The 13088-nt window shown below is 50.1% G+C and carries 10 protein-coding genes; 2 read left to right on the forward strand and 8 right to left on the reverse strand.

The window, feature by feature from the left end; all coding sequences use genetic code 11:
• Positions 1-18: 18 nt before the first annotated feature.
• Entirely contained in the window at positions 19-474 is a 456-nt protein-coding gene (locus B212_RS0120020; protein ID WP_019912811.1) for a zf-HC2 domain-containing protein, read from the reverse strand.
• Positions 471-1013: an RNA polymerase sigma factor gene (locus B212_RS31985; protein ID WP_019912812.1), complete on the reverse strand. Its 543-nt coding sequence runs from the start codon at positions 1011-1013 to the stop codon at positions 471-473. Before B212_RS31985 ends, B212_RS0120020 begins: the two co-directional genes overlap by 4 nt.
• Before the next feature lie 200 nt (positions 1014-1213).
• On the opposite strand from B212_RS31985, the gene B212_RS0120030 reads away from it, so the two are divergent.
• Positions 1214-2362 carry a response regulator gene (locus B212_RS0120030; protein WP_019912813.1) on the forward strand — a complete coding sequence of 383 codons (1149 nt, stop codon included), beginning with the start codon at positions 1214-1216 and terminating at the stop codon, positions 2360-2362.
• Positions 2363-2494: 132 nt separating this feature from the next.
• Here B212_RS0120030 and B212_RS31990 read toward each other — a convergent pair whose 3' ends face one another.
• From B212_RS31990 to ilvB, 5 genes are all read right to left on the reverse strand, one after another.
• Positions 2495-6397: a collagen binding domain-containing protein gene (locus B212_RS31990; RefSeq protein ID WP_019912814.1), complete on the reverse strand. Its 3903-nt coding sequence runs from the start codon at positions 6395-6397 to the stop codon at positions 2495-2497.
• Positions 6398-6572: 175 nt separating this feature from the next.
• A complete protein-coding gene (locus tag B212_RS0120040) occupies positions 6573-8114 on the reverse strand; it encodes a 2-isopropylmalate synthase (RefSeq protein WP_019912815.1) in 1542 nt (513 codons plus the stop codon).
• Positions 8115-8225: 111 nt separating this feature from the next.
• On the reverse strand, positions 8226-9218 hold the full coding sequence (gene ilvC, locus B212_RS0120045) for a ketol-acid reductoisomerase (RefSeq protein ID WP_019912816.1): 993 nt from the start codon (positions 9216-9218) through the stop codon (positions 8226-8228).
• 185 nt (positions 9219-9403) lie between these two features.
• The gene (gene ilvN, locus B212_RS0120050) at positions 9404-9892 is read right to left on the reverse strand and encodes an acetolactate synthase small subunit (protein ID WP_019912818.1); all 489 of its coding nucleotides are present in this window, start codon (positions 9890-9892) and stop codon (positions 9404-9406) included.
• Positions 9889-11637, reverse strand: coding sequence for a biosynthetic-type acetolactate synthase large subunit (ilvB, locus tag B212_RS0120055; protein WP_019912819.1), 1749 nt, complete (start codon positions 11635-11637; stop codon positions 9889-9891). The genes ilvN and ilvB overlap by 4 nt, the downstream gene beginning before the upstream one ends.
• A 587-nt stretch (positions 11638-12224) precedes the next feature.
• Here ilvB and B212_RS0120060 point away from each other — a divergent pair.
• Positions 12225-12686 carry a GNAT family N-acetyltransferase gene (locus tag B212_RS0120060; protein ID WP_019912820.1) on the forward strand — a complete coding sequence of 154 codons (462 nt, stop codon included), beginning with the start codon at positions 12225-12227 and terminating at the stop codon, positions 12684-12686.
• Here B212_RS0120060 and B212_RS0120065 read toward each other — a convergent pair.
• Entirely contained in the window at positions 12683-13024 is a 342-nt protein-coding gene (locus B212_RS0120065; protein ID WP_019912821.1) for a hypothetical protein, read from the reverse strand. The two genes, B212_RS0120060 and B212_RS0120065, sit on opposite strands and share 4 nt — an antisense overlap.
• Positions 13025-13088: the final 64 nt, after the last annotated feature.

A 13088-nucleotide genomic window follows, 5' to 3' on the forward strand; every position in this document is an offset into this window, starting at 1 on the left:
TCCTATTTGAAAGTACTTTTACTTTTTCGCTCCGCTATGGTCCAGCCAGGCGCTGACTGAAGTAGACATATGCCCGTTAATCTCGGTAATTCCGTATGCCATATCTTTGAACACACCAAGCTGCAGCAGGATGAGAGTCAGACCAACCGCGACTCCATAGTGTACCCATGAGGTTCTCGGAGCTGTGCGGCGTCTAGCCATTGTGGCTCTAACCGCACGTTCCCGGCGTCCCGTCTCAAGCTGCTCAATATGAGCCATCACACCCGCAGTAATATCAGGATAGTCCTGTGCGAGCCCAGGCTTCTGATCTATCTCCATTTCATTCCATAATGCCGCCATTTCTCTGGCTTCCTCCAGCCACTGCGCGCAGTCCTGGCAAGACTCGATGTGCAGGCGGATTCTCAGCTCCACCTCGGGAGACAACAAACCGTCAATATAGTGCGGCATCCATTCTTTTACTGTTGCACAATTCATCGCCAATCCTCCCCGCTTTTGCGCATCATCTGCCTGGCCCGATAAAGCTGTGATTCCACCGTTTTTACTGATACACCTTTCTGGTCGGCAATTTCCTGATAAGAGTGACGCTGAAAATAATACATCTGCACGACCGACCGGTACGGCTCCGTGAGATTATTTAGATTCTCGCCAAGCGCCTCGGATGCTTCCTTGCGAAGCAGGGCATGCTCAGGCGTTTGCGATGTCACCCAGTCGTTCTCGGTATAATCTGCCGTACTGCGGTGCCGCCATTCCCTGTCATTGGCCCGTTTCCAGTCCAGACACGTCCGGTAAGCGATCCGGTACAGCCAGGTAGAGAACGAAGATTGCCCTCTGAAGGAAGGGAGCGCCTTGTAAGCTTTGATAAAAACCTCCTGGGCCATATCCTTGGCTGACTCGGCTTCTCCTGTAATTTTAATGCATACCCGGTACACCATGCCTTGATAACGTGCCACCAAATGCCCAAAGGCCTGATGCTCTCCGTTCAGCACAACAGATATCCATTCTGTCTCTTCCAAGTTGTTCTCCCCTCCTTCAGCTTCATAACGTTAGACGCCGGATAGCAGACATCCCCTGCAGAGAATATAATAAATTTTTGAGCCGGCCAAAAAGCCCTCTCCCCCTATATCCTACAGCAGGTTCCACCACGATAGAAGGAAAACAAAAGTTTATGTCGAAATTAGCTAACATTAATCCTTAAAGAAATGGTGAGATTATAATGATTCAAGCGATGCTTGTGGATGATGAACGGCTTGCTCTCATGAAATTGAAACTGATGCTGGAAGAATGGTCAACAGTAGAAGTAATTGCCACTTATACCGATCCGGCCGAAGCTGTCACTGCAGCGGCAAGCCTGGCGCCTGATGTTATTTTTCTGGACATTGATATGCCCGAAATGAATGGGATACAGGCGGCGGAGATCATGCAACGTGAGTACCCCCGGGCAAGCATTGTATTCGTTACCGCCTATAATAGCTATGCCGTGGAGGCCTTCGAGCTATACGCCCTTGACTATGTTCTAAAGCCGGCGCGGCGGGACCGGCTGCTCAAGACCATTCAGCGGCTGGAAGAACGATTGAGTCAGGAGCAGCGTCTCACCATGAAACCTGCGAATGAGATTATGATCCGCTGCTTTCAGTCCCTGCGCTTTGAGCGCGGCGGCCAGCCGCTGCCGGCTATCCGCTGGCGTACCTCCAAGGCTCAGGAATTATTCGCGTATTTATTTCATAACCGCAACCGTTTTGTCAGTAAGGACAGCTTAATTGAGCTGCTCTGGCCGAATACCAACCTCAAAAAAGCCTCAACACACCTATATACAACTGTGTACCAGGTACGTCAGTGTCTGAAGCAAGCAGAGATTGAGCTGCAGATCAGCAATGTCAGCGGCGGCGAGGGGTACACCCTTGAGACGGGAAACCTGCTCATCGACAGCTCCGAATGGGAGAAAAGCATCCTTGCCCAGAATGCGATAAACCCGATGAACTATGAGGATCATCAGCGTTTATTTGATTTCTACTCCGGAGACTATTTAAGCGATTACGATTATCTGTGGGCGGAGAGTGAACGCCAGCGCCTGCGGACCATTTGGCTCCATCATGCGATGGGGATCGCAGAATTCTATGTGGACAGCGGAAAAATTGCCGAAGCGGTAACCGTGTACCAGCGGATCGTGCAGCTACAGCCTTATTTTGAGCAGGGGTACTTGGGCCTTATGAAGGTATACGACAGCATTGGAGAGCGTTCGGCGGTTGAAGACCAATATCATATTCTCACGGAACTCCTAAACCAGGAGCTCAGCATTGAGCTGCCGGCTAATATTAGAACCTGGTATGAGAATTGGAAAGCCTATAACATGAAGAGCCTATAAGATATTCATGAATAAAAAAATAAATGCCAAAGACACCCGAACTGCACGGAATGTCTTTGGCATTTTTTAATATTGGTGATCTGCTGCTTCTACATGATTTTTTTTAAGTTCATCTTAATATTTTGCACACGGCTACTCCTGCTTATCGCGTGATTTAAATCTTCTCGCCAGAATAGCTCCCAGAATAATAAGTCCGCCGCCTGTTAAGTACAGCGGGAGAGGGCTCTCTTCTCCGGTCTGGGGAAGCTTGCCGGGCAAACCATCGTCCGTAGTATCGGTTACCGTACCTTTCGGCACTTCATCGACATCCACTTCAATGACTACCTCTTCCTCATTCCCGTCCTCATCCGTCACGATAATTGTAAATTTGTCTTTTCCCGTATATCCCGGCTCCGGAGTATACTTCCATTTGCCATCCGGCGTAATAGTTACCTTACCATGAGCAGGATCATTACCGATGCTTGGAATACCGCCAAGCGGGATCTCACCTTCGATCGGAATATCCTGAAGCGTAGTAGCCGATGTAGCCTGCGGAGCGGCCGGCGTACTGGTTGCCGTTGGCGTCTGTACCGGCGTTGCGGTTGGTGATGCAGACGGCGATGTGCTTGGCGTAATGGTCGTCGTTGGCGTCGCTGTTGCTGATGGTGCAGGCGTAACAATGACCCCTGGTATCGTCGAAGTCACCGGTGCCGGTGTAGAATAATCAGGCACTGGAGTCGGCGTTGGTGTCGCTGTTGGTGTTGGTGTTGCTGTTGGTACTGTTGTTGGTGTCGCTGTTGGTACCTCTGTTGGTACTGTTGTTGGTGTCGCTGTTGGTACCGCTGTTGGTGTTGCCGTTGGTACCGCTGTTGGTACCGCTGTTGGTGTTGCTGTAGGTACCACTATTGGTGTTGCTGTAGGTACCGCTGTTGGTGTTACCGTCGGTGTTGCCGATGGTGCTAATGTCGCTGTTGGTGCTACTGTCGGTGTTGGTGTTGGTGGTGTCATTGTTGGTGATGCCATCGGTGTTGCTGTTGGAGTCGGTGATGCTGTCGGCGTTGCCGTTGCAAGCTTTTGGTTAGGCACAGTCAAGGTTGTTGCTGCTGTCGAGCCAAACGTCACAGGTATTTTGGCAGAATTAACAACATATCCGGTAGGAGCGGCTATCTCCTGCAGTACATAGCTTCCCGGCCACAGGTTTTTAAACACAGCTTGTCCTGCTGCATCCGTTGTAAGTGTACTAAAGAGCACTTCGGTAGAACCGGATTTCCGGTAGAGCGCAAAGGTTGCCCCGCTAAGCAGTGAATGATCTGCCGCATCCTCTTTTACAACGTTCAATGTTTTTCTGGTGCCTTCTCCCACCCCGTCCGCTGTAGAGAGGGCAACGATAATATCCTTAGAGCTTTGCTTGGTAATCGTAGCAGAGTTCTCTCCGCTCAATTTCACACTGTTGGACACTTTATCATTATTATTGGCTACAATCAGTGATTCGTACTCCAAAATGTAGGCTTTCTCAATAGGTGTCTTGAAGCTAAGCACAAACTGCTGTTTGCCCGTATCCTCATTGGTGCTGATTACGAGATCGTAGTCCGTTCCCTTGCTCAGGGGGGTTGTTACTTTGGTGATGTCGCCAGCCGCATTGACTGTAGTCGGATATAGCTTGAACGAATCAGCCACCAAAATTTGATTGTCGCTTGGATCATCCGTCAGAACAGCTTTTTCTACATACGACAGGCTGTAGTTGATGTTAACGGACCATTTAATCTTAGTATTGCTCTGTGTTCCGCTTTTCGAGACGAATTCATTAGCCTTTGGTATAGTCAGCGAGGCAGTCAAATTCTGAGATTCCTTGTCGCCTTCGCTGTACAGGTTCGCAGTATTGTAAATTGTCGGACTATCGACTAGCTCCCCTTGCAGGCTTGTTTTGAAAATAACATAGTAGGCCTTGCTGATTGCATTTTTGAACTGTACTTCGAGCAGCTTGCTGCTGTCGGTATACGTTACGGTATAGTCTGTACCAAGTGCAAGCTTGGTGGAGCTTTTGGTGGAATTCCCGTCTTTGCCGACATTCAGTTCATAGACCTCTACCGAACCCGGAATGTATTTCTGCTGGTCAGTGAGGGTATCTGTTACTTTTGCGCTGGCAAGCGGGTTGCGGTTGTAATTGATCCCGATCGTCCAGGTAATTTCCTTGCTCACCGCATTGTACGCACCGCTCTTGAATCCGTTAGCCTTTTCCGAAGGGTTCGGATTAAAGGTGGCCGTATCGGTCTTCGTATTCACAGTGGTCGAGCCGGGATCTTTCCATTCAATTGCAGCTTTATTCTCAAACTGGGCTGCCGTAGTCAACCAATTGTAGTCAAGCCATTTGTTATCGAAGTAGGTCTCGTATGTTATGGTGTAAGGTCCGGTAATCTGCGAGTCGAATTTCACGTCAAACCCGGTGGACTCGTTCTGATTCTCAATCGTGAAGCCCGAAGTAATCGTGCTTCCGCCCTTCTTAACGACAATAGTGCCTGGAACAATCTTTAATCCCTTATGGGTAAAGACATCCTTAACGACTACCTCATTCATCGGGTAGCTGTCGCCATTGATGGACACGGACCACTTTACAGTTTTCAAGGCATAGTTATAGTCAGCAACACTTTTATTGATGATCACCTGACTGATATCGCGTGTTGCTGAAGTGCTTGCCGTGCCCGATGTAACCGAGTTGCTAATCGTCTCATTGTTCAATACACGATTGATGGCTTTCGTCTGGTATTTAATTTTATAGGCGCTGCTGATATCGCCGTTGAACTTCAGTTCAAAACCGTTCTTGCCGCTAACCGGAACTGAAGGTAGATCCAGCGTATAATTGCTCACCGCAGTGGGATCTGCAACGCCTGCAGAGTTACTCACGAAGCTCACCGGGAACACCTGCAGAGAGCCTGCTACCAGCTCTTGAGTGTCGTTGAAATAATCCTTCAGCACGGCATCAGCCTGAGCGACGGTTGCCTCATTGTAGTTATAATTAATCTCCCAATACGTAACCTGTGTTGCGGATTTGTAGTCACTGGAAACTTTCTTCAAAGGCGTACCGTTGCTGACGTTAACTGTTGCCGACGCCGTCGTTGACGCCAGCCCGGTGCCGCTGAAGGACGCATTATTGGTGAAGCTTGTCTTGGTGGTATCGGTGATATTCGTAGTATATTGAATCCGGTAAGCTCCAGTGATAGGGGAATCATTAAAAGCAACGTTCAGCTTCCCCCCCGAGGTTCCAGCCACATAACGGGAAGAAGCGATTTCCGCCCCCTGGGTGACTGATCCGTCCAGCTTCACATTAAGCTCATATACCTTTACATCCAGCGGACTCACTAATGTCAGCCCTGCCGGAATCGTATCGGTTACACTCGCGCCATAGACATTCGACAGAACCTTATTCACGTCCACGGTCCAAGCTATTTGCTTGGCGTTGAGGTTGTTCGCGTTGGAGCCGACTGCTTTGCCGCTTTTGCCAATTGTCGAGGGGACATCAGGAATAAATTGAAGCGTTACTGTCTGGTTGCCTCCGTCAATCGGGAATACGATATGCTGCACTGTCGTTTCCGTAAAGCTGGCTTTATCGAATTTCGTGCTGATGGTAAAAGATCCATGCACTCCAAAAAATGTGTCAGTGTCATTGTCATCGCCAAAGGTCATCACAACCTTGTTGGGACTGCCCTTCAGCACATCAAAATGGCCCAGTGTAATGCCGTCCGACTTGAGCGGAGTATTCATGATGTCACTGGCGAGCACAAAGTTATTGGGCAGATCAAAGCTATATGTAGCTCCGCCATGATACGTGTCATCCGGGAGCGCCCAGTCATAGCTCAGTTTAACCTCGGCTCCCTGCTTGTAGACCACATCCGTTACGGGAACACCGTTATCATAAACGGCCATGGTTACACTGGTAATGATATGATCAGTGATCTGTGTGGGTGCTGCATTAACCTCTGTGTTGAAGCCAAACCCATAAGCACCTTGTACGATTAGTATGAGTAAACTAAGTATGACTGCTAATCTCTTTTTCAACATCGTTTTACAATATGCCTCCCTTTCTTTAGTTCAAATATTTGTACCAGCAACTGTAACTGTACTCTCACCGAATGAACAATTTCTGAACAGACATGAAAAAAGCTGCCCAAACCGTAGATTGACTCTACAGTCTGGACAGCTTCTATGGATTTTTTAGTTTTAGTAAAGAAGGGCTTTACAGGCTCGCGTGATCGTGCTGTGCAAAGGATTTACGCTTCTCCAGCAGCTTGTTCAGCGCATCCAGGTAGGCTCTTGCGCTTGCCTCCAGAATATCGGTGCTGAGACCACGTCCCTGTGCGGCAACCCCTCCCTGAGACAATACGACATGAACCTCGCCCTGTGCGTCTTTGCCCCGGCTTACCGCCTTGATCGAATAATCTCCCAGCGTAACTTCCTCGCCGGTTGCCTGGTCAATAGCGTTGTAGATCGCATCCACTGAGCCATTGCCTTCGGCAACCGCAACAATCGGCTGCGGCTCCTGCCCCTGAATAATTACCTTAGCCGTTGGCGTAGCTTCATTGCCATATGTCACATAAATCGTCTGCAGACTGAAAATTTCCGGCGTATCAATCAAACGCGCTTCCAGCAGTGCCAGTATATCCTCATCGGAGACTTCCTTCTTCTTATCCGCCAGATCCTTGAATTTTGCAAAAGCAACATTCAATTCGTCCTCGGCAAGTTCATAACCCAGATCACTGAGCTTGTCGCGGAACGCATGGCGGCCGGAATGCTTGCCGAGCACCAGCTTGCTCTCCTTAAGTCCAATCGTTTCCGGTGTCATGATCTCGTAGGTCGTTTTCTCCTTCAGCATTCCATCCTGGTGAATCCCCGACTCATGGGCAAAAGCATTTGCCCCAACAATCGCCTTGTTGCCGGGGACGACCATCCCGGTCAGCTTGCTGACCAGACGGCTGGTACGGGAGATTTCAGACAATACCAGCGAGGTTTTCGCACCAAAAAATTCACTGCGCGTCTCCAGAGCCATCGCTACCTCTTCGATAGCGGTATTGCCGGCACGTTCGCCGATGCCATTGATTGTACCTTCAATCTGATCAGCACCATTCTGAATCGCGGCAAGCGTATTGGCGGTAGCCATACCCAAGTCATTATGACAGTGTGCGCTAAGCTGCACCTTCTCAATGTCTGGTACGGTGTCTTTGAGGAACTTGAAGATCGCTCCATATTCCGCAGGGTTCAGGTAGCCCACAGTATCCGGGATATTGACTACATTTGCGCCTTCACGGATTGCCATCGCCACCATTTCGGCCATGAAATCACGTTCTGTACGGCCGGCATCCTCAAGTGAGAATTCCAGCTTAGAGAAATACTTCTTGGCATAGCGGATCGCTGCCTGCGCGGTTTCCAGCACTTCGGCCTTTTCCATCCGCAGCTTATGCTGCCGGTGAATCGGTGAAGTCGCCAGGAACAGATGAATGCAAGGGTCCTGCGCCCCCTTCAGCGCTTCACGCACCGCGTCGATATCACTCTCTCTTGAACGGGAAAGACCGATCAGCGTGACGTTCTTCACGGCTCTAGCTACTGCATTTACCGCAGCCAAATCCCCCGGCGAAGCCGCAGGAAATCCTGCTTCCATCCGGTCAATTCCCAGCTTCTCGAGCTGGTATGCGATTTCTACCTTCTCGCGTGTGTTCAGATTCACACCCGGCGACTGCTCTCCGTCACGCAACGTCGTGTCGAACACATATATTTTCCGCAAGCTGAGCACCTCCTGAAAAGATTGTCCCTAAACCCTCAAATGCGGCCCGCAAAATTAGGGCCGCATCTGAGAATCACACTATAATACATTCATTCTCTCAAGGATATGAGACTATTTTTTGATCCAATGCATCATTTCACGCAGTTGGCTGCCCACTACTTCAACCGGATGAGCGGCTTCATTACGGCGTGTAGCAGTCAGGAAGGCACGGCCCGATTGATTCTCAAGGATAAAGTCACGAGCAAATTTACCTTGTTGAATATCGCTGAGGACTGCCTTCATTGCTTTTTTGGTTTCATCAGTAATGATACGCGGTCCAGTTACATAATCACCGTACTCCGCAGTGTTACTGATGGAGTCGCGCATTGTTGCAAGTCCTCCTTCATAGATCAGGTCAACAATCAGCTTCATTTCATGCAAGCACTCGAAGTATGCCATCTCAGGAGCATAACCTGCTTCTGTAAGTGTCTCGAAGCCGGCTTTGATCAGCGCGGATACACCACCGCAAAGCACGGCCTGCTCGCCGAACAGATCAGTTTCAGTTTCTTCACGGAACGAGGTTTCAATAACCCCTGCGCGGGTACAGCCAATGCCTTTGGCATAAGCAAGACCGATAGCTTGAGCATTGCCGGTTGCATCCTGTTCGATTGCGATCAGGCCGGGAACGCCGAAGCCTTCAACATAAGTACGGCGAACCATGTGACCCGGAGATTTAGGGGCTACCAGCAGCACGTCCGCATCCTTAGGGGCAACGATTTGTCCAAAATGCACGTTGAAGCCGTGGGAGAACATCAGCGCCGCGCCTTTTTTGAGGTTCGGTTCGATCTCATTTTTATATACGGATGCCTGTGTTTCGTCCGGCATCAGAATTTGCACTACATCTGCACGGGATACTGCTTCGGCTACAGGCAATACTTCAAAGCCGTCATTCTTGGCGGTTTCGAACGATTTGCCTTCACGAAGGCCGATGACAACTTGAAGACCGCTGTCACGCAGGTTCTGTGCCTGGGCATGCCCTTGGCTGCCGTACCCGATTACTGCAATTGTCTTTCCTTTTAATACACTGAGTTCTGCATCCTGTTCATAGTACGTTGTCACTGCCATTGTCAATATCCTCCTTTAATTTGGGACCCATCGTAAAGAGCGGGTGCTTCAAGAGAGCCGGCAAGCATGTATTGGGATTCGGGCTGCTCCTCAAGCCCCCGCTCTTTCGCGGGAATTACCATGCCATGATCTTATCAAATTAATGCAAACCAGCAGCAATCCGTTAAAGCCGTAAAATATAACGATTAGGCGTTGCCGCGAATCATTGCCGTAACCCCTGTGCGTGAGAGCTCTTTAATGCCGTATGGCTTGAGCAGTTCAATCATCGCATCAATCTTCTGAGTATCTCCAACCACCTGCACCAGAAGGCTGGTTGAGCCGATATCCACGACTGACGCGCGGAAGGTTTCCACAACACCCATAATTTCCGGCCGTTCCGCCGGTTCAGCTTTGACTTTGATCAAAGCCAGCTCCCGCGCAACCATTGGCTTGGAGCCGAGATCCACGACCTTGATTACATCAATCAGCTTGTAGAGCTGCTTCTCAATCTGCTCCAGCGTATGCTGGTCGCCCAGCGTAACGATTACCATACGGGACAGCCCGGCCTCCTCGGACTGACCGACGGTAATGCTCTCAATATTGAAGCCCCGGCGGCCGAACAGGCCGGAAACCCGCTGCAGCACACCCGGCTGGTCATTCACAAGCACTGAAATCGTATGCCTCATCACTGTCATTCATCCCCCATTAGCATTTGATCAATGGTTGACCCTTGAGTTACCATCGGGTAGACATTTTCGTCTTTGGGAACAACGAATTCTACCAGAACGGGTCCCGGCGTTTCCAGTGCTTCTTTCCACGCTGCGCCAGCTTCTTCTTTATTCGTTGCCCGCAGTCCTTTTACCCCATAAGCCTCAGCCAGCTTGACAAAATCCGGGCTGCCTCCGAGATCGGTGTAGCTGTAGCGCTTCTCATAAATGAGATTCTGCCACTGCCGGACCATACCCAAAACCTGGTTGTTGATGACAACAATTTTGACTGGTATGTTGTTGATCGCACAGATGGCAAGCTCCTGGGAACACATCTGGATGCCTCCGTCTCCGTTGATGGATACAACCAGCCGCTCCGGCTTCGCCATTTGCGCTCCGATGGCCGAAGGGAATCCAAAACCCATGGTTCCGAGTCCCCCGGAAGTAATCCATGAGCGGGGATGATTGAACTGATAATATTGCGCAGTCCACATCTGATGCTGGCCTACATCCGTAGTAACAATCGCCTCACCCTTAGTGGTGTCATTGATCATTTGAATAACCCATTGCGGCTTCAGCTCAGTCTCCGAATCATTGTAACGCAGCGGGTAATTCCGCTTCCACTCTGCAATCCGGCTTCTCCATGCATCGGCATTGCCAGCCCGGCTCACATCAGGAATCAGCATTTCAAGTACCGTCTTCACATCGCCAACAATCGGAATATCAGGCGATACATTTTTACCGATTTCCGCCGGATCAATATCAATGTGGACAATTTTGGCTTTTGGCGCGAAGCCGTCCAGCTTGCCGGTCACACGGTCGTCGAACCGGGCGCCGATATTAATCAGCAGATCACATTGCTGGATCGCATTGTTGGCGGTATAGGTCCCGTGCATGCCGGGCATTCCCATCCACAGCTCATCCGCGCTCGGATAACAGCCCAGTCCCAGCAAGGTTGTGGTGATTGGAATTTCAGTGCGCTTCACGAATTCGTGCATCGCTTCATGAGCTCCTGAATAAATGACGCCCCCGCCCGCAAGAATGATTGGACGCTCCGCTTCGGCAATGGCACGAACCAGCTTGTCGAGCTGTAGCTTGTTCGGCACGGTGCGCGGATTGTAGCCGCGAAGATTGACGCCTTGCTGCTGTGCCGGTGCGAACAAGGTTTGTGCCGCCGATACATCCTTTGGAATATCTATGAGCACTGGACCCTTGCGTCCAGTATTCGCGATATGGAAGGCTTCATGAATAATGCGCGGCAGGTCTTCAACATCGCGTACAAGATAGCTATGCTTCGTAATCGGCATCGTTATCCCTGTAATATCCGCTTCCTGAAACGCATCGGTACCGATCAGGCTGGAAAACACGTTCCCGGTGATTACAACCAGCGGAACGGAATCCATGAAAGCGGTGGCGATGCCCGTTACCAGGTTTGTTGCCCCCGGGCCCGAGGTTGCGATGCACACGCCCGCTTTGCCGCTTGCTCTGGCGTAGCCGTCAGCCGCATGAATGGCGCCTTGCTCATGCCGTGTCAGAATATGCTTGAAATCGTCGAAGCCATGAAGAGCGTCATAGATGTACAATACCGCTCCACCGGGATATCCGAATACCGTATCTACACCTTCCAGCACCAGACTGCGCAGCAGGACTTCGGAACCGGTAATCACCTCCGGCTTCTTCCATTTCTCACGTAACTGCTCTGTAGACCGCACTTCAGGTATTTGCGCGCTCATCAGTATTCCTCCCTTCGATAGTTAACATTCATTATGCAAATGACAGACCGTCTTTTATACAACAATTAAGGTTCTTACAACAAAAAAACCTTTCGCCTCCCACGCGCAGAAGACAAGCGCGTGAGGGACGAAAGGTTGATCTTCCGTGGTACCACCCATGTTTGCATTACATCTCACGATGCAATGCCTTATCAGGTAACAAAAATCCATCGATGTAGGCAGGGCCCAAATCTTTGTAACCTGAAGTCCCTAACGCGGACCAAACGATTCCCCCTAATAATTCCACCACTCTTGCCGATGGACCTTTCAGGAAAACAGCTCCGAGGTGAGCTCGTATATAAGGGATTCTGGTGGAGGTTGCAGCAATTCCTCTCACTCTCTGAGCAAAAGAGCCCTTAAAACTTCGTCCTCATCATTGCCGATGCATGTATGTTCGATAAAATGTTTAGACACATTATATGATTCCTCACACGGTTAGTCAATACCCTCTTTTCCGAGACTGTCACAAAAACATGTTCTATTTTTACCGGAACGCCCACACCACTGCGGGCATATGATGTACGACAATGCGTGGAGGGGGCGCTTTTATGATTCGTTACCGCAGACCCAAGCAGGATGACACCGTCATTCTTGATTTAATTGAAAAGCAACTGGTGCCATTGTCGCATCTTCCGCAGACCGTGATCAACCAGGTCCGAAAAGATCTGCCCCGGCGGCTGGGGCAAGGGGTTACTCTTGTAGCTTGTCCCGATTATGAGAGCGATCCGCTCGGGTTTGTCCACTTCATGCTGCACGGTGATTTGCTGTATATAGATATGCTGGCTGTTACCCCATCTGCAAGGCGAAAACGCTGGGGGAATTTACTCATGGACCGGGCGGAACGGTTTGCACTATCACGCGGATGCCTGAGAGCCAAAGTATCGGTGGATTCCGGGAATGTCCCGGGCATTTCCTTTTATCAAAAATTGGGCTACAGCGTAGCCCGTTATCAGCCGCAAAACTATTGCTATGAATTTGAAAAACAGTTGGCCAGCAGATTCAGAGCCTAAAAGAAGCCAATCGGCGGAACACCAGGACCAGGCCCGTAAGGCCCGTAAGGTCCGTAAGGTCCAGGAACAGGGCCAGGTCCATAACCACCATAAGGGACGCCCGGATAACCAAAGCCTCCTTGAGCATAAGGAGCCGTACCAATAGCCAGCAAATCAAACAGCACCAGCGGAATCAATGCCTTTGTTTGTACTTTTTTACTATTCATCTGTTTCAAAATAAGGCGATTCCCCGAAACGCGGAGCAGCTTGCCCATCACTTTGGAGCCATCCTTCTTGACTGCAACAATGTTTTTACCCACCAGCTTCATCACCTGCTTCTTCATTACCGGCTGTACCATCATTACCCCTCCTAAAATGACTTCATCTCAGAACAGTCTATTCGCAGGCATGCCTCTTCGCTTG

The sequence above is a fragment of the Paenibacillus sp. HW567 genome (genome assembly GCF_000374185.1).
Lineage (GTDB): Bacteria > Bacillota > Bacilli > Paenibacillales > Paenibacillaceae > Paenibacillus_AQ.

Excerpts from the sequence above, each read along its gene's own strand:
- B212_RS0120065 (WP_019912821.1), bottom strand. The coding sequence starts at position 13,024 with ATGGTACAGCCGGTAATGAAGAAGCAGGTGATGAAGCTGGTGGGTAAA.
- B212_RS0120030 (WP_019912813.1), top strand. The coding sequence starts at position 1,214 with ATGATTCAAGCGATGCTTGTGGATGATGAACGGCTTGCTCTCATGAAA.
- B212_RS0120020 (WP_019912811.1), bottom strand. The coding sequence starts at position 474 with ATGAATTGTGCAACAGTAAAAGAATGGATGCCGCACTATATTGACGGT.
- ilvC (WP_019912816.1), bottom strand. The coding sequence starts at position 9,218 with ATGGCAGTGACAACGTACTATGAACAGGATGCAGAACTCAGTGTATTA.
- B212_RS31990 (WP_019912814.1), bottom strand. The coding sequence starts at position 6,397 with ATGTTGAAAAAGAGATTAGCAGTCATACTTAGTTTACTCATACTAATC.
- ilvB (WP_019912819.1), bottom strand. The coding sequence starts at position 11,637 with ATGAGCGCGCAAATACCTGAAGTGCGGTCTACAGAGCAGTTACGTGAG.
- B212_RS0120060 (WP_019912820.1), top strand. The coding sequence starts at position 12,225 with ATGATTCGTTACCGCAGACCCAAGCAGGATGACACCGTCATTCTTGAT.
- ilvN (WP_019912818.1), bottom strand. The coding sequence starts at position 9,892 with ATGACAGTGATGAGGCATACGATTTCAGTGCTTGTGAATGACCAGCCG.